This is a genomic window from Achromobacter sp. PD1 (assembly GCF_048541815.1).
GTDB lineage: Bacteria > Pseudomonadota > Gammaproteobacteria > Burkholderiales > Burkholderiaceae_B > Achromobacter > Achromobacter bronchisepticus_A.
In genome coordinates this window covers 261,126-274,594 of record NZ_CP183349.1, presented here as the reverse complement: position 1 = coordinate 274,594, position 13,469 = coordinate 261,126, and the positions used below count along the sequence as shown (strand labels likewise).

Below are 13,469 nucleotides of genomic sequence, written 5' to 3'. Positions count from 1 at the left end.
GGAACGTGGCAAAATTGACTCTTTGTCGCTGCTTTTTCCTATTCTTTCAAGAATGACCTCCGCCACGACGCCGACCCCTGCCGCATCAAATTTCCTGCTCAACATCGTTCAAGACGACCTCGAAGCCCAGCGCTTCGCAGGCAAGCGTTGGGCGGGCAAGCCTGGCCCGGCGGCCTTGCAACAACAAGGCGGACTGGATTCGGCCCGCATCCGCACGCGCTTTCCGCCGGAGCCCAACGGCTACCTGCACCTCGGCCACGCCAAGAGCATCTGCGTGAACTTCGGGCTGGCCCGCGATTTCGGCGGCGTCTGCCACCTGCGCTTTGACGACACCAATCCGGAAAAGGAAGACCAGGAATACGTCGACGCCATCATCGAGGCCGTGCACTGGCTGGGCTTTGACTGGAAGGCCGACGGCAACGACAACCTGTACTTCGCCAGTGACTACTTCGGCTACATGTACGAGTTCGCCGAAGCGCTGGTCGAGGCCGGCCACGCCTACGTCGACGAGCAGAGCCCCGAAGAAATCCGCGCCAACCGCGGCACGCTGACCGAACCCGGCACCGACTCGCCCTGGCGCAATCGCCCGGCGGCCGAGTCCCTGACGCTGCTGCGCGAAATGCGCGACGGCAAGCACCCGGACGGCAGCCTGGTGCTGCGCGCGAAGATCAACATGGCGTCGCCCAACATCAACCTGCGCGACCCGGTCATGTACCGCGTGCGCCACGCCCATCACCACCGTACCGGCGACCAGTGGTGCATCTACCCGATGTACAGCTGGGCGCACCCGGTCGAAGACGCGCTGGAAGGCATCACGCACAGCGTCTGCACGCTGGAATTCGAAGACCAGCGCCCGTTCTACGACTGGATCCTGGCGCGCCTGGCCGAACTCGGCAAGCTGGCGCAGCCGCTGCCGCACCAGTACGAATTCGCGCGCCTGAACGTGAGCTACGTCGTCACCAGCAAGCGCAAGCTGCTGCAGCTGGTGCGCGAAGGCCACGTGGACGGCTGGGACGATCCCCGCATGCCGACCATCTTCGGCCTGCGCCGGCGCGGCTACACGCCCTCCTCGATCCGCCTGTTCTGCGACCGCACCGCCGTGTCCAAGTCCGACTCGCGCATCGACTACAGCCTGCTGGAACAAGCGGTGCGCGACGACCTGGACCCGGTCGCCCCGCGCTCGGTGGCCGTGCTGGATCCGCTCAAGCTGGTCATCACCAACTACCCGGAAGGCCAGACCGAGATCTGCACCGCGCCGCGCAACCCGCACGATCCCGAAGCCGGCGTGCGCGAGTTCCCGCTGTCGCGCGAACTCTGGATCGAACGCGACGACTTCCGCGAAGAAGCGCCCAAGAAGTACTTCCGCCTGTTCCCGGGCAATACCGTGCGCCTGAAATACGGCTACGTGGTGCGCTGCACCGGCTTCACCAAGAACGAAGCCGGCGAGATCATCGAGGTCCAGGCGGAATACCTGCCGGAAACCAAGAGCGGCACGCCGGGCGCGGACAGCGTCAAGGTCAAGGGCAACATCACCTGGGTCAGCGCGGCCCATGCGGTGCCCGCCCAGATCCACCTGTACGACCGCCTGTTCGCCGACGCGCGTCCCGACGGCGGCGACAAGGACTTCCTGGCCTGCCTGAACCCGAATTCCAAGCTGACCGTCACGGCCTGGCTGGAGCCGGGCACCGTCGCCACGCCGGGCGCCACCTGGCAGTTCGAACGCCTGGGCTACTTCACGGCCGACCTGAAGGAATCCAGCCCCGAGGCGCCGGTGCTCAACCGCATCGTGACCCTGCGCGACTCCTGGGCGCAAGGCTGACGCGCCGCGTCCGCATTGCAGGAAATAGGCGCTGAAAGGCGCCTTTTTCTTTGGGCTCGCCCCCTGCGCATGCCGCCCCGGGGCGGGTTATCATCCCCCGAACCCCGCAGCCGGTCGAGCGCGCCGTTTCCCGGCGCCGGAACCGCCAGCCACAATCAAGATGAACACTGAATCCCTAGCCCTGGACTTCAAAAGCGCCACCCTCTATGCCATCCGGGTGGTCCTGCACAGCGTCGACCCTGAACGCCTGAACGCCGCCCTGGCCAAGCGCATGGCCGATGCCGGCAGTTTCTTCGAAAACGAACCCGTGGTCATCGACGCCAGCCGCGTCGAGGAAAAAATCGATTGGACCGCCCTGGTGGCGGCATTGCGCGGCCATAACCTGCCTCCCATCGGCGTGGTCGCCGAAGGCGCCAACCTGGAAGCCGCGCGCGCGGCGGGCCTGACGCCGGTGGAACTGTCCACGCCCGCGGCCCGGCCCGCGCCGGTGATCGACACCGCGCCGCCCAACGATGTCTCCACTCCGGTACCCTCGGTGCCGGCCGCCGCGGTCGAAACCGCAGCCGCGCCCACAGAAGTCGCCGCCGAAGCCGCCGAGCCCGACGCGCCCGCCGGCAAGCCCGCGGACGAGCCGCTGCCCGCCCGCGCGGCCAGCAACACCACCTCGGCCCCCAGCCCCACCCCGGCCGCGCCGCACTCGTCGTCGGCGCTGGTCATCACCAAGCCGCTGCGTTCCGGCCAGCGCGTCTACGCACGCCATACGGACCTGGTGGTGATCGGCATGGTGAGCCAAGGCGCGGAAGTCATCGCCGACGGCAACGTCCATGTCTACGGTCCCTTGCGCGGCAAAGCGATGGCGGGCGCGCGCGGCGACACTTCGGCGCGCATTTTCACGACCCACCTGGACGCTGAACTGCTGGCCGTGGCCGGCGTGTACCGCGTGGTCGAGGACAAGCTCGACCGCACGCTGCAGAACCAGCCCGCGCTGGTCCGCCTGGACGGCGACACGCTGCGCATCGAAGCCCTCAAGGCTTGATATCCGGAATCTGGCCGCCAGCAGCGGCCGAGGCGCACGCGCAGACACCCGCGCAAATTTCAACACATCCTGTAAGAAGCCTTACAAGGGCTTTTTGCTTTACGATAACGCGATTTATTCGAACATAAGGGTTTGATCGTCATGACACGCATTGTTGTGGTGACTTCCGGCAAAGGCGGCGTGGGCAAAACCACGACCAGCGCCAGTTTTTCTGCGGGACTCGCGATGCGGGGCCACAAGACCGCTGTCATCGACTTCGATGTCGGCCTGCGCAACCTCGACCTGATCATGGGCTGCGAACGTCGCGTCGTGTACGACTTCGTCAACGTGATCCAGGGCGAAGCCACGCTCAACCAGGCCCTCATCAAGGACAAGCAGCTCGAAAACCTGTTCATCCTGCCCGCCTCGCAGACGCGCGACAAAGACGCGCTGACGCAGGAAGGCGTGGAAAAGGTCATCAACGACCTCAAGGGCATGGGCTTTGACTACATCGTCTGCGACTCGCCCGCCGGCATCGAAACCGGCGCGCTGATGGCCGCCTACTTCGCCGACGACGCACTGGTCGTGACCAACCCGGAAGTCTCGTCGGTGCGCGACTCCGACCGCATCCTGGGCATCCTGGCCGCCAAGTCCAAGCGCGCCGTGGAAGGCGACGAGCCCGTCAAGGAATACCTGCTGCTGACGCGCTACAGCCCCAAGCGCGTGGTCGACGGCGAAATGCTGTCGCTGGGCGACATCGAGGACATCCTGCGCATCAAGCTGATCGGCGTGATCCCCGAATCCGAAGCGGTGCTGCAAGCGTCGAACCAGGGCCTGCCGGCCATCCACCTCAGAGACACCGACGTTTCCGAAGCCTACAAGGACGTCGTGGCCCGTTATCTTGGCGAAGACAAGGCCCTGCGCTTTACCGACTACGAAAAGCCCGGTTTCCTGAAACGCCTGTTCGGAGGCAAGTAAGCAATGTCCTTCCTGTCGTTTCTGCTTGGTCAAAAGAAGACCTCCGCATCCGTCGCCAAGGAACGGTTGCAGATCATCCTGGCCCACGAGCGGGGCCGCGGCGACTCGCCCGATTACCTGCCGCAGTTGCAGCAGGAGCTTATCGCCGTCATTTCGAAATACGTGAAGATCAACCCCGAGGACATCAAGGTGCACCTGGAACGCCAGGACACGCTGGAGGTCCTGGAGGTCAAGATCGAAATGCCTCAGAACGAGACCTGATGCGGCTGCGCGGCGCAGGGGCATACTTGCCGCCGCGCACAGCCCAGGTCAAAAAAATGCCCGGCATTGCCGGGCATTTGCTTTGGGGCGGTGAACGCTTAACGCTTGCCGACCTGATCGCCGATGACGCCGCCGATCGCCGCTCCGCCCACCGTTCCGAGGATGCCGCCGTTGGTGATCACGGCGCCTGCCACGCCGCCCAGGGCAGCGCCACCGACCGTGCTCTTCTGGCGATGGCTCATGCCGTCCCAGGACGAGCAGCCAGCCATGGCGGCGGTCAGCGCCAGCGCAACACAGATTTTGGAGAGAGATGCGATTTTCATATTTGTGGTTCCTATTCTCGTACCCGGGAGCCGCGCATGAAACTGGATGCGAGCGCGCGGCGCCCATGAGGGCCTGGAACCTTCAGGATCGCAAAATATTCTTGCCCTGGCTGTGAAGTTTGCCCATGAATTGTGTCAAAGAGCGAGTTAATCTTTGCGCGCCCCAGGGACATTGTTGCAGCGGTCGGCCGCTATTTGACCAGACGTAACACCTCGCGGAAACGCGGGTGTTCACAAGTCCGCATCCATTCAAAGATCGCCATTTCGGACGTGACGATTTCAGCGCCATGCGCACGCGCGCGGCGCAGCGCCGCGTGATGATCGGCAGGCTTGCGCGAGCCCGCCGCATCCGCCACCAGCACCGCGTGGTAGCCCAGGTCGACCAAACCGATCACGGTTTGCAGCACGCAGATGTGCGCTTCGCAGCCCGCCACCAGGATGGTCTTGCGTGCGGCCGGCAACCAGGCCTCGAAGCCCGGCTCCAGCGCCGAAGAGAAGTGCATTTTCTGGAAGGCGCTCTGGACCTGCTCGCGCAACGGTTCCACGGTGGCCCCCAGCATCTTGGCGTGGTGCTCGGTGGCCACTACCGGCACGTCCAGCAGGCGCGCAGCCTGCGCCAGCTTGTGCGCGGCGTTGAGCACCGCCTCGTTGTCGTGGATGACGGGCATCAGACGCCCCTGCATGTCGACGATCAGCAGGGTGGAATCGGTAGCGGACAACAACATTGCGCGGTGCTCCAGGAAGTAGTCCCCAAGGCCGGTTCACACGGAACGAAGCCTTGAACAGCCCTTAGCATACCTCTGGCAAAAAAAATCCCGGCGCGAGGCCGGGATTCTTGCGGGCGCCGATTACTTCAGGGCCTTGTAGCGCAGGCGCTTGGGCTTGGCGCCCTCTTCGCCCAGGCGGCGCTTCTTGTCGGCTTCATATTCCTGGTAGTTGCCGTCGAAGAACACCACTTGCGAGTCGCCTTCGAAGGCAAGGATGTGCGTGGCGATCCGGTCCAGGAACCAGCGATCGTGGCTGATGACCATGACGCTGCCGGGGAACTCCAGCAACGCGTCTTCCAGCGCGCGCAGGGTTTCGACGTCGAGGTCGTTGGACGGTTCGTCCAGCAGCAGCACGTTGCCGCCGGCGATCAGCGTCTTGGCCATGTGCAGGCGGCCGCGTTCACCGCCCGACAGCTGGCCCACGACCTTGTTCTGGTCACCACCCTTGAAGTTGAAGCGGCCCAGGTAGGCGCGCGACGACATTTCGAACTTGCCCACCGTGAGCAGGTCGGCGCCGTCGGCCACCGCGTCGAACACGGTCTTCTTGTCTTCCAGCGCATCGCGCGACTGGTCGACATAGGCCAGCTTGACGGTCTGGCCGATGTTGACCTCGCCCGAATCCGGCTGCTCGCGGCCCGCGATCATGCGGAACAGCGTGGACTTACCGGCGCCGTTGGCGCCGATGATGCCGACGATGGCGCCGGGCGGCACCTTGAAGCTGAGGTTGTCGATCAGCAGACGGTCGCCGTAGGCCTTGCTGACGTTGTTGAATTCGATGACTTCGTTGCCCAGGCGCTCGCCCACGGGAATGAAGATTTCCTGGGTTTCATTGCGCTTCTGGTATTCGTAGGACGAGAGTTCCTCGAAGCGGGCCAGACGCGCCTTGGCCTTGGCCTGGCGGCCCTTCGGGTTCTGGCGCACCCACTCCAGTTCCTTCTTGATGGTCTTCTGGCGGGCGGATTCCGACGCCTCTTCCTGCTTCAGGCGGTCTTCCTTCTGCTCCAGCCACGAGCTGTAGTTGCCCTTCCAGGGAATGCCATAGCCGCGATCCAGTTCCAGGATCCATTCGGCCGCGTTGTCCAGGAAGTAGCGATCGTGGGTCACGCCGACCACGGTGCCCGGGAACTTGTGCAGGAACTGCTCCAGCCATTCCACGCTCTCGGCATCCAGGTGGTTGGTGGGCTCGTCCAGCAGCAGCATGTCGGGCTTGGACAGCAGCAGGCGGCACAGCGCGACGCGGCGCTTTTCACCGCCGGAGAGCTTGCCGACGATGGCGTCCCAGGGCGGCAGGCGCAGCGCGTCGGCGGCGATTTCCATCTGGTGCTCGATGTCGTCGGCGCCGCTGGAGGCGGCGGCGGCGATGATGGCTTCAAGCTCGGCCTGCTCGGCGGCCAGTGCGTCGAAATCGGCGTCCGGCTCGGCGTAGGCGGCATAGACCTCGTCCAGGCGCTTCTTGGCCGTGACGACGGCGCCCAGGCCCTCTTCCACCGACTGGCGCACCGTGTGCTCGGGGTTGAGCTGCGGTTCCTGCGGCAGGTAGCCGATGTTCAGGCCCGGCATGGGAATGGCTTCGCCTTCGATTTCGCGATCGACGCCGGCCATGATCTTCAGCAGCGTCGACTTGCCCGAGCCGTTCAGGCCCAGCACGCCGATCTTGGCGCCAGGAAAAAACGAAAGCGAAATGTCGCGCAGGATCTGCCGCTTGGGCGGCACGATCTTGCCGACGCGGTTCATGGTGTAGACGTATTGGGCCATGGGCTCGTATATAGGAGATATAGCTGATGAATCGTCGATTGTAGGCCGGAACCCTGACCCGCGTATGTCCACCGCCAAATGGCCGGCCCGCGCCGCGGAACCGCCCCTTCAGGCGGCCTTGGGCCGCGCCGCCCGGCCGCCGGCGCGCATCTGCGCCAGCATCACGCCGGCCAGCGCCATCGCCCCGCCGACGATGTGGAACAGATGGGGTTTTTCATCCAGGAACACGGCCGCGATTGCCACCGTGGCTACCGGCATGAGGTTGAGGAAAATGCTGGCGCGGTTGGGGCCCAGGTGCTTGACGCCCTGCATCCACAGGAAGGGCGCGAACAGCGACGGGAACACCGCCGCATACAGCACCAGCGGCAGGTTGTCGCCGTTGAGCGGCGAAGGCGGCGCCATCAGGAAAGCCGGCAGCTGGAACAGCACGCCGAAAGCCACCTGCACATACAGCGACTGCCACGGCCCCACCGGCAATGCCCAGCGGCGCAGCAGCACGCCGTACAGCGCATAGGCCAACGCGCCCACACCCATCAGCAGGTCGCCGCGGTTGGCGCCCACTTCCAGCAGCCGGGCGGGATCGCCCTCGCCGATCAGCAGGGCCAGGCCCGCCAGCGACAGCAGGCCGCCCAGCATGGCCATGACCGAGGGCAGTTCGCGCAGCAGCAGCGCCACCACCGCGATGGTCATCAGCGGAATCATCGCCGTGATGATGCCCATATTGGTCGCGGTGGTGCTGGCGGCCGCCACATAGGCCAGGCCCTGGTACAGGGCCATGCCCAAGCCCCCCAGCACCGCCAGTTTGGGCAGGTGGGGCAGGATCTGGCGGCGCTGCGCCCAGACGCCCGGCAGCACGAACGGCGTCAGCACCACGCCGGCCAGGGCCCAGCGGTAGAAGCCGATGGCAGCCGGCGCGATGGCGCTGGCCGCCATCTTGGTGACGATCATGTTGACCGACCAGATCAGGGCCGCCAGCAGCGGATAAAGCAGATAACGGGCGGGAACATGAGGAGAGGAGACTCGGGTCATGAGGGCAATGCGCAGAGATGGATAAGACAGGGCCAGTGTAGGATCTGTCCGACCTGATGTATATAATGAAAAACAGACAAAATCAGACGAAGTTCCGACATGTCCGCCATCGATACCGCGCCTGCCCTGGCCAGCCACCTGCCCTATCCGCTGGCCTGCCGCATCCTGCATTTCACGCCGAACTCGCGCATGAAGCGCCACAGCTCGCCCTGGGCGGAACTGAACTTCGCGATCTCCGGCATCATGGAAATCGGCATCCGCGGCGTCACCTACCTGTCGCCGCCGCAGTACGCCATCTGGATTCCACCGCATGTCGAGCACTGCTGCCAGAACGAAGGCGAGGTGCACTACGCCTGCATCGACATCCCGGCCGCGGCCTGCGCCGGCCTGCCCGCGGAACCGTGCACGCTCGAGATCAGCCCGGTCATGCGCGCGATCCTGGCCGACTTCGAACGGCGCGGCATCAGCTATCCGGATACGCCGGAAGACCGGCGCATGGCGCAGATCGTCATCGACCAGGCGCGCCAGGCGCGGGCTTACGCCAGCTACCTGCCGTCCACCTCCGATCCTTTGCTGGCGCCCATCCTGTCGGCGCTGCAGCACAGTCCCGGCGACAAGCGCGGCGCCGCGCACTGGGCCGTCACGGCGGGCATTACCGAACGCACGCTGCTGCGCCATTGCCAGCTGCACCTGGGCATGTCGTTCAATGAATGGCGTCTGCGGCTGCGCGTGGTCAGCGCCCTGGGCATGCTGGATGCCGGCCGGCCGGTCCAGTCCGTGGCGCGCGAGCTCGGCTACAGCACGCCCTCGGCCTTCATCGCCATGTTCCAGCGCCTCACCGGCGAGTCGCCGGACAACGCGCGCAGGCGCAGCCAGGGCGGCGCCCCCGCGCCATGACCCCGGAGAACCGCGTAATCCAAGCGCCTGATGCAAGACGCGGCCGATCGCGAGACAATACGGCTGTAGCCAGGGTCTGCCAGCAGGCCCGTATCTTGCCGTGCCGTCGCGGCTTCATCGCGCCCAGGAACCTCTTCATGTCTGCCTCCGCCACTCCCCCCGCCTCCTTGACCCACTTCAGCGCCGCTGAACTGGACATGCTGGCCAAGACCGCCGACGCGCTGAGCGCGTACCTGGGCAAGCCCGTGCTGGCCGAAGTGGTGCTGGGCGATGACGGCACCGAATGGGTGACCTATGGCGTGCCCATGGATGAAAACGCCAAGCCCGACGAGGACCAGACCCACGTGCAGCTGGGCGGCGCCGGCGCCCGCCTGCTGGGCAATCGCGGCGGCCTGCCCCAGTCCGACGACGACACCTACGACTGCCTCTATCTCTGGGCCATCGAGATCTCGCTGAACGAGGGCGAGCGCTTCATCAAACTGGACCACGACGGCGAAGAATCGGCCTGGTCCGACAGTCTGGAAGACGTGCTGCCGTTCGCCCTGTCGGAAGAACCCGTGCCGGAAGATCCGGACGCGGAGGACGACGAAGACGACGAGGACGAAGCGGACGAGGACGATGAGGATGATGCGGACGGCCACGGCCACGATCATCCTCACGACCACAACCACCGCCACTGAGCCAGCGCCGGACGGCGGGTTGCGGCCGGCATGGCCGCGCAACCGCGCCGTCCGCGGGTCAGACCGAGATCCGCCCTTCCTGCACGGCGTGGCAGGCCACCACCGACACTCCCGCAGCCATCGCCATCGGCGCCTCGGACTTGCAGCGCTCGTTCGCATGCGGGCAGCGCGGATGAAAGGTGCAGCCCGACGGCGGGTTCAGCGGATTGGGCACCTCGCCCGCCACCGCGGTGCGCGGCTTGCCCGCGCCATTGATGTCGGGAATGGCCTCCAGCAGCATGCGCGTGTACGGATGCCGCGGCCGCGCAAACAGCTCGTCGCGCGGCGCCACCTCCACCATGCGGCCCAGGTACATCACCCCCACCCGGTCGGCCACGTGGTGCACCACCGCCAGGTTGTGGGAAATGAACAGATAGGTCAGCCCCAAGTTGCGCTGCAGATCCTTCATCAGGTTCAGCACCTGCGCCTGCACCGACACGTCCAGCGCCGAGGTCGGCTCGTCGCACACCAGGAATTCCGGATTCACCGCCAACGCCCGCGCGATCGAGATGCGCTGGCGCTGGCCGCCTGAAAACTGGTGCGGATAACGGCCTTGGTCGGCCGGGTCCAGGCCCACCTGCTTGAGCAGCTCGCCCACGCGCGCGCTGCGCTCGTCAGGCGTCATGGCGGTATGGGTCAGCATGGGTTCGGCGATGATGCGGCCCACGCGCCAGCGCGGATTCAGGCTGGCATAGGGATCCTGGAAGATCATCTGCAGGCGCTTGCGCAGGGCGCGGCCGCCCGGCTCCGACATGCGCGACAGCGGTTGGCCGTCAAAGCGGATATCGCCGCGGGTCAGGCCGTACAGCCCCACCAGCATGCGCGCCACGGTCGACTTGCCGCAGCCCGATTCGCCCACCAGCGCCAGCGTTTCGCCGCGCGCGATCTCGAACGACACCCCATCGACGGCGCGCAGCATCACGCGCGGCTTGCCCGCCAGCTTGCGTTCCAGCCACGGCGGCGACACATCGAACCAGCGCGCGGCGTCCTTTACTTCCACCAAGGGCGTCGTCATGCGGCCACCTTATCGTTGTTGTCGTGCAGCCAACAGGCCGCGCGGGACGTGCCGGCCGCCATCAGCTCCGGACGCTCCACGCCGCAGCGCGGCAAGCGCTGGCCGCAGCGCGGATTGAAGGCGCAGCCTGGAGGAATGGCGTTCAGGCGCGGCATGCTGCCGTCGATCTGCACCAGCCGTTCGGAATGCCCTTCCAGCGACGGAATCGATCCCATCAGCCCAGTCGTGTAGGGATGGCGCGGCTTGTGAATCACGTCGGCCACCGGGCCGATCTCGGCCACGCGGCCCGCGTACATCACCGCGACGCGGTCGGCGGTCTCGGCGATCACGCCCATGTCGTGCGTGATCAGCATCACCGCCGTGCCGTTTTCGCGGCACAGGCGCTTGAGCAGTTCGATGATCTGCGCCTGGATCGACACGTCCAGCGCGGTCGTGGGCTCGTCCGCCACCACCAGCTTGGGTTCGGCCGCCAGGGCCAGCGCGATCACCACGCGCTGGCGCATGCCGCCGGAAAACTGGTGCGGGTAATGGTCGATGCGTTCCCGCGCGGCCGGAATGCCAGTCGATGCCAGCAGCTCCACCGCCCGTTCGCGCGCCTGGGACCAGCTCAAGTCCAGGTGCGTCACGATGGTTTCCGCCAATTGCCGGCCCACCGTGTACAGCGGGTTCAGCGAGGTCAGCGGATCCTGGAACACAGCCCCGATCTCGCGGCCGCGCACGCGGCGCATCTGCTCGTCGGGGAGGTTGTCGATGCGGCGGCCCGCCAGCAGGATCTCGCCCGCGGCGATGCGCCCCGGCGGCTCCAGGAGGCCGATGATGGATGCGCCGGTCAAGGATTTGCCGGCGCCGGATTCGCCCACTACGCCCAGGACTTCGCCAGCCTGGATGGAAAAGGACACGTCGTCCAGGGCGCGCAGCGTGCCGCGGCGCGTGGGGAATTCCACGCGCAGATTGCGGACTTCTAGAAGTGCGCTCATGTAAACCTCAATTCAGCCGGGGGTTGAGCGCATCGCGCAGCCAGTCGCCTAGCAAGTTGACCGACAGCACCAGCAGCACCAACGCCGCGCCGGGGAAGATGGTGATCCACCATTCCCCTGAAAACAGGAAGTCGTTGCCGATGCGGATCAGCGTGCCCAGCGACGGCGCGGTCGGCGGTACGCCTACGCCCAGGAACGACAGCGTGGCTTCCGTGATGATGGCCGTGGCCAGATGCACCGTGGCCAGCACCAGCACCGGCCCCAGCACATTGGGCAACACGTGGCGGAACATGATGACGGGCGAGGCCACGCCGATCACGCGCGCCGCCTGCACGTATTCGCGGTTCTTCTCCACCAGGGTGGAGCCGCGCACCGTGCGCGCATACTGCGGCCAGCCCGCCAGCGCGATCGCGCCGATCAGCACCGGGAAGGCGATCAGCTCGTGCAGATCGCGCGGCACCGCCGCCCGCGCCACGCCGTCGATCAGCAGCGCGATCAGAATGGCGGGGAACGACAGCTGCACATCGGCGATACGCATGATGAAGGCGTCGATGCGCCCGCCCGCGTAGCCCGAGATCAGCCCCAGCACGATGCCGATCACCATGGACAGCAGCACCGAGGCCAGGCCGATCAGCAGCGACACGCGCGTGCCGTACAGGATGGCCGAGTACAGGTCGCGGCCCTGGCTGTCGGTGCCCAGCAGATAGGTGGGCAGGCCATTGGCCTCCCAGGCGGGCGGCAGCAAGGCGTCCAGCAGTTCCACCTTGGTCAGGTCGAACGGGTTGTGCGGCGCCACCCAACCGGCCCCGAAGGAGCCGATCAGCAGGAGCGCCAGCATCACGGTGGCGACGATGGCCACGGGCGCCCGGCGCCAGGCCCAGGCGATGTCGCTGTCCCACCAGCGTTTGAGTACGGCGCGCATCAGTGAGCCCCCCCGCCGCGGGTCAGCCCGGAACGCAGGCGCGGGTCCACGACAAAATACAAAAGATCGACGATCAGGTTGATCACCACGAACACCAGCGCAATCAGGCACAGGTAGGCCGCCATGACCGGCACGTCGGCGAATTGCACCGCCTGGATGAACAGCAGGCCCATGCCCGGCCACTGGAACACGGTTTCCGTGACGATGGCAAAGGCGATGATGCCGCCCAGCTGCAGGCCGGTGATGGTGATGACCGGCACCATGGTGTTCTTCAGCGCGTGGCCGAAGTGGATGGCGCGGCGCTTCAGGCCGCGGGCGCGGGCGAACTTGATGTAGTCCGAACGCAGCACCTCCAGCATCTCCGAACGCACCAGGCGCAGCACCAGGGTCATCTGGAACAGCGACAGGGTGATGGACGGCAGGATGAGATGCTTCCAGCCCGTGGCGGTGAACAGGCCCGAGGACCACCAGCCCACGCTCACGGTGTCGCCCCGCCCGTAGCTGGGCAGCCAGCCCAGTTGCACGGAGAACACCAGGATCAGCAGGATGCCGATCAGGAAGGTAGGCAGCGACACGCCCAGCAGCGAACCGGCCAGCAGCAGCTGGGACAGCAGGCTGTTGCGCTTGAGCGCCGTGTACACGCCCAGCGGCACGCCCACCAGCAGCGCCAGCAAGGCGGCCACCATGGACAGTTCCAGCGTGGCCGGCAGGCGGGATTTCAGCAGGGTGGAAACGGGTTCGCTCTGGCGCAGGGATATGCCGAAATTGCCCTGCAGGGCGTTGGCCACGAAATGGCCGAATTGGACGATGGCGGGCTCGTTCAGCCCCAGGCGCTCACGTAGTTCGATGCGCTCGGCATCGGTGGCGTCCTGCCCCAGCATGATGGTGACAGGGTCGCCGACGTATTGAAAAAGCACAAAGGCCAGTAGCGCGACGGTGAGCATCACCGCTACGGCCTGCAACAGGCGACGCAGTATGAAAGCAAACATAGG

14 protein-coding genes are annotated in these 13,469 nt (G+C 66.0%); 6 read left to right on the top strand and 8 right to left on the bottom strand.

The window, feature by feature from the left end; genetic code table 11:
* The first annotated feature begins 52 nt into the window (after positions 1-52).
* From ACM1PE_RS01210 to minE, 4 genes are all read left to right on the top strand, one after another.
* Positions 53-1,819, top strand: a complete 1,767-nt coding sequence (locus ACM1PE_RS01210) for a glutamine--tRNA ligase/YqeY domain fusion protein (RefSeq protein ID WP_059371614.1) — start codon at positions 53-55, stop codon at positions 1,817-1,819.
* 160 nt (positions 1,820-1,979) lie between these two features.
* On the top strand, positions 1,980-2,855 hold the full coding sequence (gene minC / locus ACM1PE_RS01205; protein WP_419342398.1) for a septum site-determining protein MinC: 876 nt from the start codon (positions 1,980-1,982) through the stop codon (positions 2,853-2,855).
* A gap of 141 nt (positions 2,856-2,996) precedes the next feature.
* Positions 2,997-3,812, top strand: coding sequence for a septum site-determining protein MinD (gene minD, locus ACM1PE_RS01200; RefSeq protein ID WP_041652327.1), 816 nt, complete (start codon positions 2,997-2,999; stop codon positions 3,810-3,812).
* Between the two features lie 3 nt (positions 3,813-3,815).
* On the top strand, positions 3,816-4,073 hold the full coding sequence (gene minE / locus ACM1PE_RS01195) for a cell division topological specificity factor MinE (protein WP_006217654.1): 258 nt from the start codon (positions 3,816-3,818) through the stop codon (positions 4,071-4,073).
* Between the two features lie 98 nt (positions 4,074-4,171).
* Here the strand turns inward: minE and ACM1PE_RS01190 are convergent, their stop codons facing one another.
* The 4 genes from ACM1PE_RS01190 to ACM1PE_RS01175 form a co-directional block, all read right to left on the bottom strand.
* A complete protein-coding gene (locus ACM1PE_RS01190) occupies positions 4,172-4,396 on the bottom strand; it encodes a glycine zipper 2TM domain-containing protein (protein WP_059371612.1) in 225 nt (74 codons plus the stop codon).
* Between the two features lie 191 nt (positions 4,397-4,587).
* Complete coding sequence (locus tag ACM1PE_RS01185) at positions 4,588-5,121, bottom strand: isochorismatase family protein (RefSeq protein WP_419342395.1); 534 nt, start codon at positions 5,119-5,121, stop codon at positions 4,588-4,590.
* 123 nt (positions 5,122-5,244) lie between these two features.
* Positions 5,245-6,918 carry an energy-dependent translational throttle protein EttA gene (gene ettA, locus ACM1PE_RS01180; RefSeq protein ID WP_059371610.1) on the bottom strand — a complete coding sequence of 558 codons (1,674 nt, stop codon included), beginning with the start codon at positions 6,916-6,918 and terminating at the stop codon, positions 5,245-5,247.
* 108 nt (positions 6,919-7,026) lie between these two features.
* On the bottom strand, positions 7,027-7,947 hold the full coding sequence (locus ACM1PE_RS01175) for a DMT family transporter (protein ID WP_118932367.1): 921 nt from the start codon (positions 7,945-7,947) through the stop codon (positions 7,027-7,029).
* A 99-nt stretch (positions 7,948-8,046) separates the two neighbouring features.
* Here ACM1PE_RS01175 and ACM1PE_RS01170 point away from each other — a divergent pair, with 99 nt between their 5' ends.
* Positions 8,047-8,844, top strand: a complete 798-nt coding sequence (locus tag ACM1PE_RS01170; protein WP_419342392.1) for an AraC family transcriptional regulator — start codon at positions 8,047-8,049, stop codon at positions 8,842-8,844.
* A gap of 137 nt (positions 8,845-8,981) precedes the next feature.
* Entirely contained in the window at positions 8,982-9,524 is a 543-nt protein-coding gene (locus ACM1PE_RS01165; RefSeq protein WP_059371608.1) for a hypothetical protein, read from the top strand.
* Between the two features lie 58 nt (positions 9,525-9,582).
* On the opposite strand, the gene ACM1PE_RS01160 is transcribed toward ACM1PE_RS01165, so the two are convergent.
* Genes ACM1PE_RS01160 through ACM1PE_RS01145 form a run of 4 tightly spaced genes read right to left on the bottom strand, consistent with a single transcriptional unit; the run spans position 9,583 to position 13,466 of the window.
* Positions 9,583-10,578: an ABC transporter ATP-binding protein gene (locus tag ACM1PE_RS01160; RefSeq protein ID WP_419342390.1), complete on the bottom strand. Its 996-nt coding sequence runs from the start codon at positions 10,576-10,578 to the stop codon at positions 9,583-9,585.
* Positions 10,575-11,555 (bottom strand): ABC transporter ATP-binding protein, encoded by a 981-nt coding sequence (locus ACM1PE_RS01155; protein ID WP_059371606.1) that lies wholly within the window; start codon positions 11,553-11,555, stop codon positions 10,575-10,577. Before ACM1PE_RS01155 ends, ACM1PE_RS01160 begins: the two co-directional genes overlap by 4 nt.
* 7 nt (positions 11,556-11,562) lie before the next feature.
* A complete protein-coding gene (locus ACM1PE_RS01150) occupies positions 11,563-12,477 on the bottom strand; it encodes an ABC transporter permease (RefSeq protein WP_059371605.1) in 915 nt (304 codons plus the stop codon).
* Positions 12,477-13,466: an ABC transporter permease gene (locus ACM1PE_RS01145; protein WP_059371604.1), complete on the bottom strand. Its 990-nt coding sequence runs from the start codon at positions 13,464-13,466 to the stop codon at positions 12,477-12,479. Before ACM1PE_RS01145 ends, ACM1PE_RS01150 begins: the two co-directional genes overlap by 1 nt.
* Positions 13,467-13,469 lie beyond the last annotated feature (3 nt).

Bases quoted from the DNA above. Each gene is read 5' to 3' on its own strand.
- ACM1PE_RS01210 (WP_059371614.1), top strand. From the start codon at position 53: ATGACCTCCGCCACGACGCCGACCCCTGCCGCATCAAATTTCCTGCTC.
- minC (WP_419342398.1), top strand. From the start codon at position 1,980: ATGAACACTGAATCCCTAGCCCTGGACTTCAAAAGCGCCACCCTCTAT.
- minD (WP_041652327.1), top strand. From the start codon at position 2,997: ATGACACGCATTGTTGTGGTGACTTCCGGCAAAGGCGGCGTGGGCAAA.
- minE (WP_006217654.1), top strand. From the start codon at position 3,816: ATGTCCTTCCTGTCGTTTCTGCTTGGTCAAAAGAAGACCTCCGCATCC.
- ACM1PE_RS01190 (WP_059371612.1), bottom strand. From the start codon at position 4,396: ATGAAAATCGCATCTCTCTCCAAAATCTGTGTTGCGCTGGCGCTGACC.
- ACM1PE_RS01185 (WP_419342395.1), bottom strand. From the start codon at position 5,121: ATGTTGTTGTCCGCTACCGATTCCACCCTGCTGATCGTCGACATGCAG.
- ettA (WP_059371610.1), bottom strand. From the start codon at position 6,918: ATGGCCCAATACGTCTACACCATGAACCGCGTCGGCAAGATCGTGCCG.
- ACM1PE_RS01175 (WP_118932367.1), bottom strand. From the start codon at position 7,947: ATGACCCGAGTCTCCTCTCCTCATGTTCCCGCCCGTTATCTGCTTTAT.
- ACM1PE_RS01170 (WP_419342392.1), top strand. From the start codon at position 8,047: ATGTCCGCCATCGATACCGCGCCTGCCCTGGCCAGCCACCTGCCCTAT.
- ACM1PE_RS01165 (WP_059371608.1), top strand. From the start codon at position 8,982: ATGTCTGCCTCCGCCACTCCCCCCGCCTCCTTGACCCACTTCAGCGCC.
- ACM1PE_RS01160 (WP_419342390.1), bottom strand. From the start codon at position 10,578: ATGACGACGCCCTTGGTGGAAGTAAAGGACGCCGCGCGCTGGTTCGAT.
- ACM1PE_RS01155 (WP_059371606.1), bottom strand. From the start codon at position 11,555: ATGAGCGCACTTCTAGAAGTCCGCAATCTGCGCGTGGAATTCCCCACG.
- ACM1PE_RS01150 (WP_059371605.1), bottom strand. From the start codon at position 12,477: ATGCGCGCCGTACTCAAACGCTGGTGGGACAGCGACATCGCCTGGGCC.
- ACM1PE_RS01145 (WP_059371604.1), bottom strand. From the start codon at position 13,466: ATGTTTGCTTTCATACTGCGTCGCCTGTTGCAGGCCGTAGCGGTGATG.